Source organism: Ochrobactrum sp. AN78 (assembly GCF_029909885.1).
In the GTDB taxonomy this organism is placed as follows: domain Bacteria; phylum Pseudomonadota; class Alphaproteobacteria; order Rhizobiales; family Rhizobiaceae; genus Brucella; species Brucella quorumnocens.
Window position 1 is genome coordinate 122,583 of the sequence record NZ_JASAMU010000004.1, and the last position, 18,111, is coordinate 140,693.

Below are 18,111 nucleotides of genomic sequence, written 5' to 3' on the forward strand. Positions count from 1 at the left end.
TTGACTTCTGTGTATGGAAAGCCTTATCGAAAAGGCGGTGGACGACGTTCCATGGCCGATGGCTGAACCATCGAGAGGAATATTGCTTTCTCGCCTTAGTCTTTCAGGCTCGACAAGCGACCTCGGCCCACCATGGCGGCGCACCAAACTCCCCTGTCTCATTAAGCATCGCATTCTGCCGGGTTATCCCGATCTGCGCGGCACTTTCTTTCTGCAACTGACGGAAGCTTTGACAAGAAACCTGACGATCACAGTGATGAATTGGACAGCAAGGGTGAATTAGTCAGCATTGCTGTCCTAATCACGTATGACAGAATTCAAATTCGCTCACAAGATGGAAACATGATTTTTTCGAGCCGCTTGCGAAACAAAGTGTCGCAGACGTTCACTATTGCATTATTTAATTACGTTTGACGCCGGTTGCGTCAGTTTGGCGCGCCTGGCGCTGCTCACAGGAAGCTCTAAAAAGTGACAGACGCTGCTCGCTTTTTAGCGTCAACAGGCCTTACGCCTGTTACCGAGTCCGGTTATAGACCTTTGCTATAAGGTCCTACCGCCAGCGGAGAACATCGTGCATTTTGCTTCAGACAATTGGGCAGGCGCCCACCCGAAAATCGCTGAAAGTCTTTCACTTCACGCCAACGGCTTTGCAGCTGCCTATGGTGCCAGCGAAATCGACAAGCGTGTAGAGCAGCGTTTCAACGAATTGTTCGAGCGTGAAGTCGCGGTCTTCTTCGTCGGCACAGGCACGGCAGCCAACTCACTCGCACTTGCCAGCGTCAATCGTCCCGGTGGCGTCTCGCTGGTACATCGCGAAGCCCATGTGATCGAAGATGAATGCGGCGCGCCAGAATATTTCACCGGCGGCGCACGTCTGCATCCGATCGACGGTGCGATGGGACGTATCGATCCTGAACTCTTGAAGCGCGAACTCAAGCGCTTCAATCCTGCTTTCGTTCATGCCGGTCAGCCGATGGCTGTCAGCATTACGCAAGCAACGGAAGTTGGCACGCTTTATCAGCCTGAGCATATTTCCACGATTTCCGAAATCTGCCGTGGCGCCGGTCTGCCGCTGCATATGGACGGTGCACGCTTTGCAAACGCACTTGTATCACTGGACATGTCACCTGCAGAAATGACCTGGAAGCAGGGCGTCGATATCGTTTCCTTTGGCGGCACCAAGAATGGCTGCTGGTGTGCAGAAGCGCTGGTGTTTATGGACCCTGCCCGCGCCAAGGACTTGCCATTCATTCGCAAGCGTGCCGCACAGCTTTTCTCGAAAACACGTTTTATTGCGGCCCAGTTTGATGCCTATCTCACAGATGGTCTCTGGATTGAACTGGCGAAGCATTCCAATGCTCTTTCTGCGCGCCTTGCCCGACATATCGATGCATCGAGCCAGATGCGACTGGCATGGAAGCCGGAAGCCAACGAGGTTTTCGCGATCATGAAGCAGTCCGTCTATGATCGCCTGCGCGATGCAGGTGCAATCTTCTACGACTGGAACCCGCCGCATTCAGAAGTCAATCGCATCAGCGAAGGCGAGATTTTTGCACGTTTCGTGACAAGCTTTGCCAACACGGAAGAAGAGGTCGATCAGTTCGGCAAGCTGATCGCCTAGCATCCGTTCTTGTCGCGCATCTTTGTCGAAAGCCGCATCACCCTTTCCGGAATGCACTTAACAAAAAAGCGGCGCATTTTGCGCCGCTTTCTTTTTATAGACCTTTAAGCAGTTAGTGGGCGGTCTTCGCTTCAATCTGCTGGGCATCAGCCGTCGATGCCTGACTTACTTCGATCTTGCGCGGCTTCATCTGTTCAGGGATTTCGCGCTTGAGATCGATATGGAGCAAGCCGTTTTTAAGGCTGGCACCGGCAACTTCAACAAAGTCTGCAAGCTGGAAGCGACGCTCAAAGGCGCGCGAAGCAATGCCGCGATAAAGCACTTCACCGGCTTCCGATGCGTCGTCTTCGGCCTTCTGACCCTTGACGGTCAACTGATTGCGGTGTGCTTCTATCTCGAGTTCACTTTCCGAGAAACCGGCAACGGCCATAGTGATGCGATAAGTATTCTCACCGGTCCGCTCGATATTATATGGCGGATAGGAAGACTGCGATCCTTCTGGCGATGCGAGTGTGTCGAGCATCGAGGAGAAGAGACGGTCGAAACCAACGGTGGAACGATAGAGAGGGGAAAAATCAACGTGACGCATATGTAAGCCCTCCTTAAGAGCGACAAGAATGCATTATATTGGCGGCAGAATTCCCGTTTTGGCGAATTCTTAGGTGCCGGCGGCCCCGTTGTCGGCAACCGCAAAACTCATTTGGGAATGCTGCTTTTTCATTTCAAGGCTGATTTGAATGTACGTTGCAGAAAACACCGCCGGCCTTGCTCGTATGACCGTAGAATATAGTTACACGGCTTATCACCTGCCGTAACAACTCCTGATCGCTTGGGACCCGGAAATAGGGGGATTCGGCATGCAATGAACCCAAAATGAACATCATCTTCGGCGAGCGTTCAGGTGCTTGGGGCTACATATCGGCCCAGAAATCGAAGTCGATTTCTGGAAAGCTCGATGTGTAGTTTCAAACGTCAGAGCTTCCTTTGTGCGCCTGGAAGGACGCACGGCGCTCTGATGTCCCACTATGCCTGCTGAGAGGCGGGTTCATCAAAGGATTACGGTTATGAAAAAAGCTTTTCTTGCTTTTGCCGCACTTGCCACCGTCGCGACAGGGATCGCGACGACATCCCACGCAGCCGATAATGGGTTGCGCGTTCAGGTTCAATACTACGACGATGATGGCTATCGTCCGCCTATGCCGCCACGTGGTGGACCACGTCCGGATTGGGACGGCCCAGATCGTGGACCTGATCGCGGATATGATCGTGGACCAGGTCGTGGACCCGGCTGGGGTGGCGATTATGGACGCCGCGACACGCTCGGCCCCCGTCAGGTTGCTCGTTCGCTGCAACGCCGTGGTTATGATGTTGGCGATATTCGCCGTGATCGCGGTGCCTATTTCGTCAAGGCTACGCGTCCGAATGGTCGTCGTGTGATCGTGGTGGTTGATGCTTTCAGCGGTCGTATCATTGATGAACGCCGTGCTGGTCGCGGCTGGTAATTCCAGCCAGAACGAACAGATCAACCTGTGCAACGTCCCTTGCACAGGTTGTTTCCTGAACCGGAAGTTTGCGAGCAAACTTCCGGTTACTTTTTATCATCCTTTGTCCCATTATATTGCTGTGCGAAATGTAACGTGGGACAACAGCCTGAATGCCAGATTTTCTTTTTGAGACCGATGCGAATCCCATACCGCCCGGAACGCAATCTGGCATGCTTGAAACGCGGGACGGCAAGAGCTTGCGCTATGCGCTCGTCAAGTCACAAACCAAGCCATCGCGCGGCACGATCATACTGCTGCAAGGTCGCAATGAGTTCATCGAGAAATATTTCGAGACCATGTCAGACCTTTCAAATCGTGGCTTCACCGTCGCCACACTTGATTGGCGCGGACAAGGTGGTTCGCACAGGCTGCTTAAAGATCGCTTGCGCGGCTATGTCGGTCGTTTTAGCGATTATACCAGTGATCTCGACCAGTTCCTGACAGATGTCGTTCTGCCCGATTGCCCACCGCCATTTTACGTATTTGCGCACTCTGCGGGGGCATTGATTGCCTATTCGTCGATACCGAAGCTTGCCTCGCGAATTACCCGTATGGTGCTTTGTGCACCATTGATGGGGCTTGGGGGATCGAAGTCCAGCGATGACAAGATGCGCCGCATCACGACCGGCCTGCGCTGGTTCGGCTTCGGCAGGCTCTATGCTGCGGCTGGACGCAAGATGATTGACCGGCCGTTTGCAAACAATCCATTGACCAGCGATACCGCGCGCTTCACGCGCAATATGGAAGTTGTTCGTAACAATCCTGATCTGGCGCTTGGTGGCCCAACAGTGCGTTGGCTTGCCGGTGCACTCGAAACTGCGTCGCTCATCAGCCGACCCGATTTTTATCAAGGACCGGCCATCCCGGTATTGATAATCGCGGCGGGTGCCGATCAGGTCGTTTCCACACCGGCCATTGAGCGCTTTGCTGCAAGCACACGCAATATCTCGCTGGTCGTCGTTGATGGCGGACGCCATGAATTGTTGCAGGAAGCCGATTTCTATCGGGAGCAAGTTCTGGCGGCCTTTGATGCTTTCATTCCCGGAACCTCGGAAATTGAAAAACCACCAGAAACCACAGAACCTGCAAATCCCGATCAGACGTAATTACCCGTTAATGAGTTCAAGCGCTGCCTGATGCAAGGCGGGAGATGCGGCAGCGACAATATCGCCACCCTTTTCCGCCGGACCACCATCGCGCTTTGTAACAATACCACCAGCCTGCTCGATGATCGGGATCAGTGCCACGATGTCATAAGGCTGGAGGCCTGCTTCTACCACAATATCGGCAAAGCCACCTGCAAGCATCGCGAAAGCGTAGCAATCGACACCATAACGCGACAGACGCACCGAGCTTTCCAACCGATCAAAACCTTTGCGCAGATCGCCCTTGAAGAGTTCAGGTGTTGTCGTGAACATCGTTGCGTCTTCAAGCTTGGCTTGAGAACGCACTGTCAGTCGACGTTGCTCTCCACCATCGCGCACCAGATAGGAACCGTCACCGTCGCTGTAGAATAGCTCACCCGTGAAAGGCTGTGACATCATCCCTGCCTTGGCATCACCATCGACTGTCAGGCCAACAAGTGTTCCCCATACCGGCAGGCCGGATATGAACGCACGCGTGCCGTCGACCGGATCGATGACCCATACATGACTGCGATCAACGTTTTCAGGGCCATATTCTTCGCCAAGAATGCCGTGGTCGGGAAACTCGCGTCCAATTACAGCACGAATCGCGCGCTCCGCTGCGCGATCAGCTTCGGTCACCGGATCAAAGCCAGAGGTGTATTTATTGTCGATCGCCGTGAACTGGCGGAATCGCGGCAAGGTTTCAGCTGCAGCAACCGAAGCGACTTCGGAAAAAAATGCCCTATCGATCAGCAATCCCAATCTCCCGTTTCCATAAGATGATGCATTCATATGCAACCTGTACTAATATTGCCCATAATTTGAGCTGTCTATTTTTTAGCTCAATAATTATGCGTAATTCCTTGACGCATAAGGCTTTGCAGCGTAGCTTAAAGGTCAGACAGGCTGTCCTGTCGATGCCTTTCGGGGCATTTCCTCCCTAGTCTTTGGCCGCGCTTTCTTCATTGGAGCGCGGCTCTTTTTATCTTCCGTTGATGATAGATTTTCGCATTTAGCTGAAGATGAAAAGCGCGAGGCGGCTATTCAGCCGCAAGCGGCGGCACGACCAGAAGCTCATCAGGCAAAGACGTCAGATCGCTCAGGAACTGATAAAGGTCCGCACAAAGCGCATCGAATCCAGCCAGCTTCTGCAAGCTCTGTTCATTCATATAGAGACTGCGGTTGATCTCAATCTGCAAGGCATAGCAAGCTGCTGCTGGCCTGCCATAATGCTCGGTGATGAAGCCGCCTGCATATGGCTTATTATGCGCAACCGTATAGCCGAGCCCCTGAAGCAGTTCGATAGCAGCTTGCGTCAACTGCTCACTGCAAGAGCGGCCAAAACGATCACCAATGATGAAATCAGGCCGACCGCCAATATCGCCCGATCGCGTGCCGCCCGGCATGGAATGGCAATCGATAAGAACGGAATAGCCAAAACGTTCATGGGTCGTGTGCAACAGAGTGTCGAGCGCATTGTGATATGGCTTATAAAGATCTTCAATCCGATAGAATGCTTCCTGCAGTGATATGCGCCCCGGATAAATAAGCTGCCCTTCGCCAACCAGACGAGGAATTGTCCCCAGGCCACCTGCCACGCGTGCAGACTGGCTATTTACGAACGGTGGCAGCGGCTCCACGAACATGCGTGGATCAAGTTCAAAGGGCTCGCGATTCACATCGAGAAAAGCACGCGGGAAATGCGCCTTGAGCAAAGGCGCACCCAGACGCGGCACGTCTGCAAAAAGCTCATCAACATAACAATCTTCCGAGTATCGGATTGCCAGTGAGTCGAGCCGTGATTCCTCAAGAAACGACTTCGGATAAGCACGTCCGCTGTGAGGTGAATTAAAAACGAAGGGAATGCGCTGCTGCGCAGGCGCGCAAACCTCATAAGGGGGCATCAGATGAAAATCGCGTTCCAGACTCATACTTCAACCCGTCTCGACTGTCTTTTTTTGACCTGCCATATTGTAGTTCTGCTTTAAAAGCAGCATCTTATGTCAGTCCGGCCAGAAACAATATCCGAAATTGCAGAGCTCGCCACTCCCTCTATGGACCAGCCCGCAAAACTGTGAAAAGCTGTAACACATAACAGCTTGTTGCCAAACAGTGGCCATACCAATTAACATTTGCGAGAGCATTCATTTCATATTTACCAAAAACGCGTTTTCTAGTGCGAGAGCTGAGTCGTTACCTGCGCCGAAATGCGCGAACGAACGACATGAAATTCGGACGGACCAATGAAAAGAATTCTGCTAGCTGAAGACGACAACGATATGCGTCGCTTCCTCGTGAAAGCACTGGAAAAAGCGGGCTATCACGTCACCCATTTCGACAATGGCGCCAGCGCCTATGAAAGGCTGCGCGAAGAACCTTTCTCGCTGCTTCTGACCGACATTGTCATGCCGGAGATGGATGGCATCGAGCTGGCGCGTCGCGCGACCGAGATCGATCCCGACCTCAAGATCATGTTCATTACCGGCTTTGCAGCTGTCGCGCTGAACCCCGATTCGGACGCGCCGCGCGATGCGAAAGTGCTTTCCAAGCCTTTCCACCTGCGCGATCTGGTGAACGAAATCGAAAAAATGCTGATCGCCGCTTAAGGCGATCAGCGGCTTTCCCGGCAGTCGATAAGTTATTCAACAACAAAGACGAATAAACTTCAAAAAAGGGCATTGACGGGCGCAACGCGATATGGTGTATGCGCCACATCGAATGGGCGTATAGCTCAGCGGGAGAGCACTACATTGACATTGTAGGGGTCACAGGTTCAATCCCTGTTACGCCCACCATTCGATCTCCAGGACTGAAATTGTTAAAAGGAATGAAGCGCTTAGTCCGTGGCTAGTGCCAAGGCTCGTTTTATTATCGGCTTTGAGATGAGCCCTCCCTTTTGCAATTTGCGCACTGCATAAAGCAGCTTTATTTTCAGCTATCTCTTAAATTAATTGGAACCAAGAGCCGTCAACCGCGTTATTGCGCGCGGAGATATGCGCCTGAATATTGCTCATGCACATGATCCTTTCTGAAGCGGAGTGAATTTCTTTAATGTTCCAAAAAACAATGTCGGGACGGTACTGGCGATTGAAATCGGCAACCAGCCCGCACCATAATCGAGTTGATATATTGTACAGCGATCTGGCCATGCTCGGCACAGAAGCTTCATACAAAATCTATTTGCACGCTACCCTCGCAAGCTGCCTGCTTCTGGAATCGATGCTGGAAACGAGCCATATCGAAGCGCTCGTACCAGACTGGAATGAACGCAAGCTCGAACCATCCCTTGCTCGTGACATCGACGACCTCAATGTTGATCTCGGTTCGGATATGCTGCGCTTCAAACGAGCAACTGAGCCCGTCGACTTGCCAACTATTATTGGAACGTTTTATGCTCTGGAAGCTCTCGCAATTCTCGCGCAGGAGCGGGCCGATCAAGTCAATAAGCTCGGCTTCACCGGAGAGTTCGGAGCGCGGCACGTTGCCAGACGGATCAGCAATTTGCGTTCATGGAATCAGACCCTTAAACTAATCGATATCACGCCTTTTGATGACGACGATGAAGAGCGTTGCACGTTTGCAGCCATCGCTGCATTCGGTGCCTTTGAGTATAATTATCAGAAGGTTTTCAACCATGTCGCCAGACAGCCCGCTTGATCAGACTGCCTGCGACCGCGAACCCATTCACATACCCGGATCTATTCAACCTCATGGCATGCTACTGGTTGCGGAACTGACCAGTGGCCAGATCGTCGGCGGTGCCGGACATCTCGAAAACTATTTCGGCGAGGCTTGGCCCGGCCAGCACATCAATTATCTGTTGCAGTTTGATGTGCTGGCGATGGCTGCAGAAGCTCCAAGAGCCGATGAAATCATTCTTGGCAAACTTATCATTGGGGATGAAGCCTTTGATCTGCTCGGCCATATTCTCAATGAATATCTGCTCGTTGAAATCGAGCCAGCATTACAGTCGTTCATAACGCCAGAACAGTCGCTGTCCGGCCTTGAAGCCGTCGCGCACCAGTTTGAAGCGGCACCGGATGTCCGAACGCTGTTTCAGAAGTCCGTCGTGGCTTTTCGCAAGCTGACAGGCTTTGACCGTGTCATGATCTATCAATTTCTTGAAGATGGATCTGGCGTTGTGCTGGCTGAAGATGGCAACGACAACTATCCGACCTTTCTCAATCATCATTTTCCATCAAGCGACATTCCCAAACAGGCACGTGCGCTTTATCTGCGCAATCGTGTCCGCGTCATACCGGATTCCACCTACATTCCGGCACCGCTGCGATGGTATAAGGATGAACCGCAACAACCGCTTGATTTGAGTGATGTCGCCTTGCGCAGTGTTTCTCCCATACATCTGCAATATTTGCAGAACATGGGCGTGGGCTCGAGCGCGTCTGTCTCCATCATCAAAGATGGTGTACTATGGGGCCTCATCGCCTGTCACAATGTGGCACCGCTGGCCATGCCCTTTGCTACGCGCGCCGCGGCACGCGCATTGGCTGCGAGCCTTGCCCGACAGATGAAGTCCAAAGACGAGGCTGAGAACGCGCGTGAACGACTCCGGCTGCGCTCCCACGAGGATCGACTTGTCGAAACGCTGCTGATTAACGCGCCACTTGAAGAGCGCCTTGCAGAAACCACTGAAAATCTGCGCCAGATGATGATTGCAGATGGCTTTGCCGTCGTTTCCAAGGAAAAATTGGTCGCACAGTCCGGAACGTCACCGAACATCTCCGATCTTCGTACTATCCTCGGTTTGATCCAGAACAAGTTCAAGGATGGCCTTTTCTATTCGCACGAATTTGGCCGGCATAAAGATTTGCCCGCGCATGTCATATCGATTGCCAGCGGCATTGCAGTATTCAAGTTGCATCTGGATGAGGATGTTTTTCTGGTCTGGTCGCGCGCCGAAAAAGTGCAGATCGTTGAATGGGCCGGAAACCCTCATAAGGACGCATCCAGTTCGACGTCTGCACCGTTGACGCCCCGCGCGTCGTTTGAAGCATGGTCAGAAGAGGTGCATGGCCGATCGCGCTATTGGAACTTCAACAAAACTGATGCAATGCACCGCATTGGTCGTGTCATTCATGAAGCCTATCAACGCCGCCGGATCGACAGACTGAACCGCGAATTACAGAGAACTCTGGAGCAGCAGGACAAGCTTCTGGAACAGAAAGATTTTCTGATGAAGGAAATCAATCATCGGGTGCAGAACAGTCTTCAGCTTGTCTCGACATTTCTCGGTATGCAGATGCGCGAAACCGATGACCCGTTGATCGTGCAGTATCTCACCGACGCACGCAGCCGCATCGCTGCCGTGGCGCTCGTGCACCGCCGTCTTTATTCCGACAGCTATGTCGGATCGGTCGATCTTGCCCGTTATCTCGATGAGCTATCGAACGAACTCTTCCAGTCGATGGGCGAGGAATGGCGCAGCCACCATACCAGCAAGCTTTCACATGTCCTGATCAATGCCGATCGAGCGATCAATATCGGACTGGTCTATTCGGAGCTCGTCACCAATGCCAATAAATATGCTTATGATGGCGCTCCCGGACCAACAAGTGTGACGCTCGATCAGCATTTCAATCAAGCCCGTCTGGTGGTGGCAGATAACGGCTCGGGTAAAACACGCAACAGGACTGGCTTTGGCAGCAAAATGCTCAATGCCATCGTGCTGGGGCTTGGTGGAGAGATGGAAGAACTCGACAACAATCCGGGCCTGAAGGTCGTGGTGACGGTACCTATCGAGCTTTAGATACAAATGGCTGGAATGTTCCAGCCATTTGATTTTTTACACCACGATCAAATCAGAACTGTGTCGTGAGGCCGACCATAAAGGTACGGCCGCGACCAGTCTTTTCCGCCATTTCGCCGGACACTGCCGGACTGTAGGCTACATCCGTCAGGTTCTCGACATTCATGAAAGCAGTCGCGTGCTTGTTGAACTTGTACGAGGCGTAGAGATTGTAAAGCGTATAGGATTCCTTTTTCTCAGTGTCGCCAAAGCCAACCGCATAACGGCTACCGCCGACATGGTTCATCGACCCGCCAACCGTCAGAGCTTCCTCAAACGCACGAACACCCACATCAACGGTGACATAATCCTCCGGCAGGAAAGTCGAGTCGCCATTGCCGATGCCAGCGCCCCAGCCAACCGGCTGATCGTTGCTTGCATGGGTATAAGAGAGGTTCACATAGGCAAATCGAGCATCGTAACCACCCTCGATCTCAAAGCCACGTGACTTCGTGGTTCCAGGTACGTTGACCCAGATCGCCCTTTCATAAGGATCACCGGGTAAGGTCAAGAGGTTGTTCACGATATAATTTTCGATATCGTATCGGAAATAATTGACCTTCAACCGCAACGCGTCACCAGCGATCAGCAGATCATCTTTGATGACATTCGTTCCAAACTCCCATCCCTTGGATTTTTCTGGGTCAAGATAGAAATTGGAAAACTGGCCACCACCAATGCCAGCGCCAATCGGAACCAATGCCCAAAGCGCTTCTCGCGCAGATGGTGGTCTGAATGTGTGGGCATAGGTCACATAGGGCTGCAGCCAGTCGACCGGCTTCGCAGACAGTGTGACCTTTGGGTTGAGTGCGTTTTCATTGCGCGAAACGTCCACATTACCACCCGTTGGCGGGCAGAAACCAACATTGGCCGTGCATGGGCTTTGATGCCCGCTCAGCGTCCAATAATCGTAATTCAGTCCCGTGCTCAGTTCGAAAATACCCTGCGCCAATGTAATGTCGGTAAAGGCGCGCGCCTTCTGCATTCTGCCGGGAGGGTTGGCGCCTCGATAGTTATTGACCTTGTAATCATCAGACGAATAGGCCGCACCATATTCCCATCGAGCACTGAGCTCGTCGGTAATGTCGAAGCGGCTCGTATTGGTTACATCAAATCCATAGCCATTATCCCGCGTATCACGCTGCCGGTATGAGCCACCAGTTGTGGGGTCATAAGACATGTCCGTGCGATTGTAATAAGCGTTGATCTTCAGATCGATCCAGTCGCTATCCGGGTTATAGGAATAGTTGGCGGTGTAGGTGGAATTGGTCACGCCCCACTCATAGCCGGAAACCAGAAAGTTGTTCTTGTACCAGCGTGCGCCGAGCTTCAGATCATGCACATCGTCCGGCTGGAAACGGAACTTCAACAAACCCGAACCCGGCTTATTGCTCGCGTCAGGTATGTTGTAAACACCATCGCCTCTTCGGTAATTCTCGTGGTCGCTATAGCTGAAAGCACCCACAATCGACGCCGTTCCTGATCCCGGAATATTTGTCCGCGCACCACCGGCAATCATCCCGGAAAGACCATAGCCATTGTTACCGGCTTTCATGATGGTCTTGACGCCCTGATCCTGCCCTTCAAGAACCACATCATCAAAATCAATGGTTCTGAAGTTGACGGCACCCGCAAGAGAACCCATGCCGTGCGCACCGTTGACGGCACCGCGCTCGGCACCCACGCCTGCAAGGAGATTCGTATCCATGTAAAGCAGTTCGCCACCGGTCGAAGCATGACCCGCCGTGTTTCTGAACATCTGCGGGACGCCATCGATCATGGTATTGACGCGCCCATCCGATTCAAAACCACGAATATTGACCGCAACGCCCGGCTGGCTCGACGATATGCGCGTGAATGTGCCCGGCATGGAACGCACAATCGCATTCGCATCGCCGCCATATTTTTCCTGAACGATATTACCATCGATAACGCTGACACCGCCCGGTGTCAGATAAGGTGCGTCCATATCAACGCCAGCGCTGATGATGATTGGCTGAAGCTCGACAGAGCCCGCCGCCTTCTTTGCCTGCGTCGTGTCGCTCGTCTGTGCATTCTGCTGAGTATCACTGGCTGATTGCGCATGGGACGCGATAGTTCCCGCTATGAAAGCGCTATAGGCCACACCGATTAAAAGAACGCTGTAGTGTTTTGAGTGTATTTTCTTCACTGTTTCCTCGCGAAAGTGGAAATCAGTGGCTGGCTACCTGAGAACTATTGCTTGCTGCTGATATGCTTGGTCGGTCTACAAAACGCTGTTTGCAGTTGCAGACTGACAATTTTCAAAGGTAAAGATTTGCAACGATAACGATCCCTGCAAATAAACCTGCATAGGCCACCCAGAACGCGTCTCCTTCGACAAAGCGATGGAGCGCCGACTTCTGACTATCTTTGTTATACATGATCTTACCCGCCGTCAGGGATATTCCCCGGCGCAACTTCTAGTTAACATGATAATTTGAGTCAAGTTAAATTGCTAAGATTTTCCTAATTTATGGGAGGCATAAACAGGCTGCAATTTCGACAGCGGAAACCACAATTAAAATCCAGTTCTGCCAAAAGACATTGCAGCTTCGCCCCTAATTATGAAATGAGTTACAAGTGACAGGATATGCTGCTTTGCAGTCATGCTCTCAAGGATGTTCTGCTGCGTGAAGCGACTGTTAAGGGTCAGTGAATGAACGAGAAATTCGTGTCTGTCGATGAAGAACAGGAACGCGCGCGCGTAGCCTGGCTTTATTTCATCGGTGGGCAGACCCAGCAGGAAATTGCACAGCGGCTCAACATTACCCGGCTCAAGGTCAACAAGATCATTGGGCAGGTTCGGGAATCCGGTCAAATCCAGATCAGTGTCAGCCTGCCATTGTCAGACTGCGTCGAGTTGGCGGAAAAAGTCGCAGCACGCTATGGTCTTGCAGATGCTGTTGTCGTTCCTGATCTCGATGATTTTCTCGAGCAGAAACGCGTTATCGGTGAAGCTGCCGGAACCATGGCTGGCGAGTTGATTGACGGGCGCGATATGGGCGTCGGGATTGCTTCAGGCAGAACGCTGAGTTTTGCCGTGCGCAGTTTGCGCGCAAAACCCAAACCCGAAAGCTGGGTGGTCGGACTGACTGGCGGTGTCACCAGCGGCTCATCGACCAATACATTTGAAGTCGCGACGGATTTTGCACGAGCACTAGGTGTCGAGTGTCACTATCTAACCGCACCGATTTATTGCGCCAATCGCGAAAGCCGCAATGCGATCCTGCTAAGCGACGAGCTGACAGACGTGTTGGCAAGAACTGAAATCGCCGATATCGGTCTCGTATCCTGCGGGCCGCTGACGTCAGAAACCTCGCTCACGCATATTCGCGTCGTCAAGGACAATCTCGACGCTGTGCTGAAACTTGGCGCCGTTGGTGAGTTTCTGGGATATTTTCTTGACGCTCAGGGCCGTCCGATTGACCATTTTCTCAATGATTCAATCATTGCTCTGCCACCGGACAAGCTGAAGCTCAAACCAGCATCGGTTCTGGTTTCAGGTGGGTTGAACAAAATCCCCATTATCCGGGCAATTTTGCGCGGCGGCTATGTCAATCGCCTTGTCACCAATGAAGGTGTGGCGCGCGCATTGCTACAGGGGCCGCGTTAGACACGGCCCCTGCGATTAGATTATTTCTGTGCTTGAAGGGCTTCTGCCATGGCGCGCAGCGTCACGAACGTTGAAGCTGCGCCCGGATCGATATGACCGATGGAACGCTCGCCAAGCTTCGCTGATCGACCGCGGCGGGATTCCATCGCAGCCGTCGCCTTCATGCCAGCTTCTGCACCATCACGCGCTGCAATCAACACTTCCAGTGTCGACTTACCGTTTTGGGCAGCTGCAGTTGCAGCTTCAACCGCAGGCACCCATGCGTCGATCATCGTCTTGTCACCCGGATCGGCACGACCGCGATCGCGAATTCCCTGCGAAGCTGCCGCCAGCCAATCGGCCATGCCAGTGCTATCGAGATTAAGGCGATTGCCGACCGCTGTTCCTGCACGCAGGAAGGCTGTCGCATAAAGCGGACCAGAAGACGCACCAACTGCATCGAGAAACGCCTTGGCCATACGCTTGCAGATGGCCTCGATTGTCTCGTCGCCCTGTTCATCTTCAAGTGCATGCTGAACGGCTTTCCAGCCGATCTCCATGGTCACGCCATGGTCGCCGTCCCCAATCACGCCATCAAGTTCAGACAGCCAGTCTTTTTCGGCGATAATCTGATTGCCGACATTCATCATCATCGCCTTGAAAAGTGCAGGCGTGACATCACCATCGGTGATAAGCTTGCGCGGCGCTTCCTGCGCTGCTTCCTTGTGCTCGGTGGCCCGGACTGCCTTGCGATGGGTCGCAGGCTCCCTGTCGCCAACCTGTACCGCGCCAACTGTCAGCGCCGGAGTGCGGCAAGGGTGATCGAGCAGTGTTTGCAAGGTATCATCAAGCTTCATGAGCGTGATGGACGCGCCTGCCATTTCAAGCGAGGTGGCATATTCGCCAACCCATGACGCGTGAATGAGAACGCCCTTGGCGTCCAGCAACTGCTTCGCACGACGGAACACCAGATAGAGCTCAATCTGCGAGGTCGCACCAAGCCCGTTGACGAGAACTGCTACGCGATCTCCGGCCTTGAGTGACAATTCGCCAATAAGAGCATCCATCAGCTCGTCGGTAACTTCATCGGCCGGCGCAAGCTTCTGGCGACGGATGCCCGGCTCGCCATGCAGCCCCATGCCGATTTCCATCTCATCGTCACCGATAGTGAAATTCGGCTTGCCGGTCTGTGGCAGCGAGCAGGGGCTCAATGCTACGCCCATCGAACGGGTCGCTTCATTGGCCACCTGTGCCAACGCTTCAACGCGCGCGAGGGATTCACCCAAATCAGCAGCAGCACCTGCTACCTTGAAAACGAAGAAATCACCGGCAATACCGCGACGTTCCGACTTGCGATCAATTGGAGCCGAAGCGACATCGTCCGCAACCGCGACATGACGCACATCCATGCCGTCCTGCGCCAGCTCTTCCGCAGCCATGGTGAAGTTGAGAACGTCGCCCGTGTAATTGCCATAAAGCATCAGCACGCCAGCACCGCCATCAGCAGCACGTGCCGCTTCCGCAATGTGAGCGGGTGACGGTGAGGCAAACACATTACCCACGGCTGCAGCATCCGCTAGGCCGCGTCCAACATAGCCTGCAAACGCGGGTTCGTGACCCGAACCACCGCCCACCACGATACCGACCTTACCCTCGCGCGGACCATCAACTGCCACAACTGCACGACCAGTTTCGCCTTCAACACGCAGCATATCGGGATGCGCGCCGACCATACCTTCGATCATTTCTGCAATGATGTTTTCCGGCGCGTTGATCAGCTTTTTGGTTTTGACTTGTTCATTCATATTACTGGCTTTCTAAAACGTGTCAGGTCGTCAGATCAGTGGGCATCCCGGCGCAGATAACGACGCGATATGGCATCGAACGAGATAGCCAGCACGACGATTGCACCTGAAACAATGCCCTGCCAATAGGGGGAGACACCGAACAGAACGATAATGTTTTCAATAATGGCGATGATACCTGCACCGAGGATCGCACCAATCGGGCTGCCGATACCACCCGTTGTGGCAACGCCACCGATGACGGATGCAGCAATCGGAGCCAGAACCCAGCTGTCACCAATGGAAGGCTGTGCAGTACCCAGACGCGCAACCATCAGCACACCGGCAAGGCCCGCAATTGCACCCGCAGCACCAAACACCAGAAGACGCACGCGATCCACGCGAATGCCCAGCATGCGTGCGCCATCGCGATTGTTGCCGATGGCATACATATAGCGACCAAAGGGTGTTTTCAGCATTACGAAAGTCGCAATTAGCAGCATGGCAAACATGATCATAAACGGCACTGGAATGCCGAAGAAATCACCGCGCCCAAGGAAATGCACTTCACGCGGAATGCCGGTGATGGCAACACCACGCGTCAGCACCAGATTGGCGCCTCCGAAAATGCCGGCCGTACCAATCGTGAGCACCAGCGAATGCAGGCGCAGGAAAGTGACGAGAAAGCCGTTGAACAGCCCGAGGCAAAGCCCGAGCAGAATGGCCAGCAGCATCGCCGAATAAGGCTCAAAGCCCATGCGCATCATCAGAATGCCGGACACAACGCCACTCAATCCGCCAATCACGCCGAGCGAAAGATCAAGCTCGCCAAGCACCATAAGCATGGACTGGGCGATGGTAATGAGGCCAACGAAGGCAAGACCGCGTGCGACCACCGACAGATTGTACGGCGTGAGAAAATATGGCGACAGGATCGCCGAAAGGGCAAATATCACCAACAAGGCTACGAAAACGCCTGCGAGAGGTGTGCGAATGAGATTGGAAAAGGCTCTAGTTTGCATCGGCTTTTACCTCTGTTCCAAAGATCGCGCCCACGAGTGTTTCATTGTTGGTATCGGTGGTGGAGAACTCACCGGTGATATGACCGTTATGCATGGTGATGATCCGGCTCGCGCATTTCTGGAGTTCGTTGAGTTCAGAGGAAACGAGGATAACGCCCACGCCCTCTTCGGCGAGATTCTTCATGATGCGATAAATCTCGGACTTGGTGCGTATATCGATGCCTTTAGTCGGCTCGTCAAAAATCAGCACACGCGGGCGGGTGGCCATAGCGCGCCCGATGATCGCTTTCTGCTGATTGCCACCGGAGAGCTGCGAAATACGCTTGCCCATGCCGGAGGTGCGAATACCGTAATCATCGATGATTTTCTGCACGATGTTGCGCTCACGGCTATCGCTGATACCGAGTTTGCCACTCGTTAGAGAGAGTACAGAAATGCCGATATTTTCGCGCAGCGACAGAAGCGGGAAAATTCCGTGATGCTTCCTTTCTTCCGAAAGATAAAGCATACCGCCCGCAACTGAGCGCGACGTATCGTTAAGCGTCCAGCTTTCGCCTTCAACCTTCACTTCGCCTGCTTTGGCTTTAAGGAAACCGAAGATCGTCTGCATAACCTCAGAGCGCCCTGCCCCAACCAGACCGGCAAAGCCCAGAATCTCGCCTTTGCGCAGATCGAAACTGATATCTTCAAAGCGAGAGCCGGAAAGTCCACGCACTTCCATGATGGTTTCAGTTGTTGGTGCAGCTGGACGGAAATGCTCATCAAAAGAAAGATCGCGGCCAGACATGGCGCGGATCAGATCGGCTTCCGTCACGTCCTTGATGTGACCGCTTTCGATCTTGGTGCCATTACGAAGAACGGTATAATCATCACCAATCTGGAAGACTTCTTCCATCTTGTGACTGATGAAAACAATGGCATGATCGCGATCAAGCAGACCACGGATAACCTTGAAGACGCGCTCCACCTCGACACGCGTCAAGGATGAGGTCGGCTCATCAAGAATAAGCACTTTCATCTGCTCATTGGTGCAGGCGCGCGCGATCTGCAAAAGCTGCTGATCGGACACCGAAATATTGGCGACCAGATCATCTGCCTGCGCTTCGATGCCGAAGCGGTCAAGATAGGATTTAGCCTCTTCCATCAACGTCTTGCGGTTGACGAGAAAGCCGCCATGGCCGGTTCGGCTGAATGGCATGAACAGATTTTCAGCGACACTCATCTGCGGGAAAAGCGTCAGCTCCTGCGGAACATAGGCAACGTTTTTATAAAGAGCAGGATCGGTCGTCGGGTCGCGACCATCGATCAACACCTGACCGCGCGAAGCGCTATCGGTTCCGGTCAGAATTTTAACGAGTGTGGATTTGCCGGCGCCGTTTTCGCCAGCAAGAATATGCGTGCGACCCAGCTCGATTTTCAGGTCAACACCGTCCAGCGCGGTTACGCCCGGAAAGTCCCGGCCTAATCCGCTTGTTTCAAGATAAGCCATGATGGACACCTTGGGAAGCTATCGCTGCGTGTCCGGCAAGCTGCCGGTCAAAGCCGATAGGACAGGAAAGAATGGAGCACGGGAGAACCCGTGCCCCTGCAACAA

The 18,111-nt window shown here is 53.2% G+C and carries 15 protein-coding genes and 1 tRNA gene; 9 read left to right on the forward strand and 7 right to left on the reverse strand.

The window, feature by feature from the left end; genetic code table 11:
- Positions 1-13: 13 nt before the first annotated feature.
- Together QBD00_RS09905 and QBD00_RS09910 are read left to right on the forward strand one after the other, a co-directional pair.
- Positions 14-283 carry a hypothetical protein gene (locus QBD00_RS09905; protein ID WP_151093079.1) on the forward strand — a complete coding sequence of 90 codons (270 nt, stop codon included), beginning with the start codon at positions 14-16 and terminating at the stop codon, positions 281-283.
- A gap of 288 nt (positions 284-571) precedes the next feature.
- Positions 572-1,621 carry a low specificity L-threonine aldolase gene (locus tag QBD00_RS09910; protein ID WP_318579342.1) on the forward strand — a complete coding sequence of 350 codons (1,050 nt, stop codon included), beginning with the start codon at positions 572-574 and terminating at the stop codon, positions 1,619-1,621.
- Between the two features lie 112 nt (positions 1,622-1,733).
- Here the strand turns inward: QBD00_RS09910 and QBD00_RS09915 are convergent, their stop codons facing one another.
- Complete coding sequence (locus tag QBD00_RS09915) at positions 1,734-2,210, reverse strand: Hsp20 family protein (protein ID WP_095445359.1); 477 nt, start codon at positions 2,208-2,210, stop codon at positions 1,734-1,736.
- A gap of 475 nt (positions 2,211-2,685) precedes the next feature.
- On the opposite strand from QBD00_RS09915, the gene QBD00_RS09920 reads away from it, so the two are divergent.
- On the forward strand, positions 2,686-3,123 hold the full coding sequence (locus QBD00_RS09920) for an antifreeze protein (RefSeq protein WP_264232025.1): 438 nt from the start codon (positions 2,686-2,688) through the stop codon (positions 3,121-3,123).
- 152 nt (positions 3,124-3,275) lie between these two features.
- On the forward strand, positions 3,276-4,271 hold the full coding sequence (locus QBD00_RS09925) for an alpha/beta hydrolase (protein ID WP_318579343.1): 996 nt from the start codon (positions 3,276-3,278) through the stop codon (positions 4,269-4,271).
- On the opposite strand, the gene hisN is transcribed toward QBD00_RS09925, so the two are convergent.
- Positions 4,272-5,048, reverse strand: coding sequence for a histidinol-phosphatase (hisN, locus tag QBD00_RS09930; protein WP_318579344.1), 777 nt, complete (start codon positions 5,046-5,048; stop codon positions 4,272-4,274).
- A 284-nt stretch (positions 5,049-5,332) separates the two neighbouring features.
- Positions 5,333-6,223 (reverse strand): N-formylglutamate amidohydrolase, encoded by an 891-nt coding sequence (locus tag QBD00_RS09935; protein WP_191792937.1) that lies wholly within the window; start codon positions 6,221-6,223, stop codon positions 5,333-5,335.
- Positions 6,224-6,535: 312 nt separating this feature from the next.
- On the opposite strand from QBD00_RS09935, the gene cpdR reads away from it, so the two are divergent.
- The 4 genes from cpdR (at position 6,536) to QBD00_RS09955 (ending at position 10,059) form a co-directional block, all read left to right on the forward strand.
- Complete coding sequence (gene cpdR, locus QBD00_RS09940) at positions 6,536-6,898, forward strand: cell cycle two-component system response regulator CpdR (RefSeq protein ID WP_007877205.1); 363 nt, start codon at positions 6,536-6,538, stop codon at positions 6,896-6,898.
- A gap of 114 nt (positions 6,899-7,012) precedes the next feature.
- Positions 7,013-7,087, forward strand: a tRNA-Val gene (locus tag QBD00_RS09945).
- A gap of 334 nt (positions 7,088-7,421) precedes the next feature.
- On the forward strand, positions 7,422-7,949 hold the full coding sequence (locus QBD00_RS09950) for a hypothetical protein (RefSeq protein ID WP_318579345.1): 528 nt from the start codon (positions 7,422-7,424) through the stop codon (positions 7,947-7,949).
- Positions 7,927-10,059, forward strand: a complete 2,133-nt coding sequence (locus QBD00_RS09955) for a histidine kinase dimerization/phosphoacceptor domain -containing protein (protein WP_318579346.1) — start codon at positions 7,927-7,929, stop codon at positions 10,057-10,059. The genes QBD00_RS09950 and QBD00_RS09955 overlap by 23 nt, the downstream gene beginning before the upstream one ends.
- A gap of 52 nt (positions 10,060-10,111) precedes the next feature.
- Here QBD00_RS09955 and QBD00_RS09960 read toward each other — a convergent pair whose 3' ends face one another.
- Positions 10,112-12,268: a TonB-dependent receptor domain-containing protein gene (locus QBD00_RS09960; RefSeq protein ID WP_318579347.1), complete on the reverse strand. Its 2,157-nt coding sequence runs from the start codon at positions 12,266-12,268 to the stop codon at positions 10,112-10,114.
- 507 nt (positions 12,269-12,775) lie between these two features.
- Here QBD00_RS09960 and QBD00_RS09965 point away from each other — a divergent pair.
- Entirely contained in the window at positions 12,776-13,732 is a 957-nt protein-coding gene (locus QBD00_RS09965) for a sugar-binding transcriptional regulator (RefSeq protein WP_151093097.1), read from the forward strand.
- 20 nt (positions 13,733-13,752) lie between these two features.
- Here the strand turns inward: QBD00_RS09965 and dhaL are convergent, their stop codons facing one another.
- Genes dhaL through QBD00_RS09980 form a run of 3 tightly spaced genes read right to left on the reverse strand, consistent with a single transcriptional unit; the run spans position 13,753 to position 18,006 of the window.
- Positions 13,753-15,516, reverse strand: coding sequence for a dihydroxyacetone kinase subunit DhaL (gene dhaL, locus QBD00_RS09970; protein WP_318579348.1), 1,764 nt, complete (start codon positions 15,514-15,516; stop codon positions 13,753-13,755).
- A gap of 35 nt (positions 15,517-15,551) precedes the next feature.
- Positions 15,552-16,517, reverse strand: a complete 966-nt coding sequence (locus QBD00_RS09975; RefSeq protein WP_151093101.1) for an ABC transporter permease — start codon at positions 16,515-16,517, stop codon at positions 15,552-15,554.
- Positions 16,507-18,006 (reverse strand): sugar ABC transporter ATP-binding protein, encoded by a 1,500-nt coding sequence (locus QBD00_RS09980; RefSeq protein WP_318579349.1) that lies wholly within the window; start codon positions 18,004-18,006, stop codon positions 16,507-16,509. The genes QBD00_RS09975 and QBD00_RS09980 overlap by 11 nt, the downstream gene beginning before the upstream one ends.
- Positions 18,007-18,111: the final 105 nt, after the last annotated feature.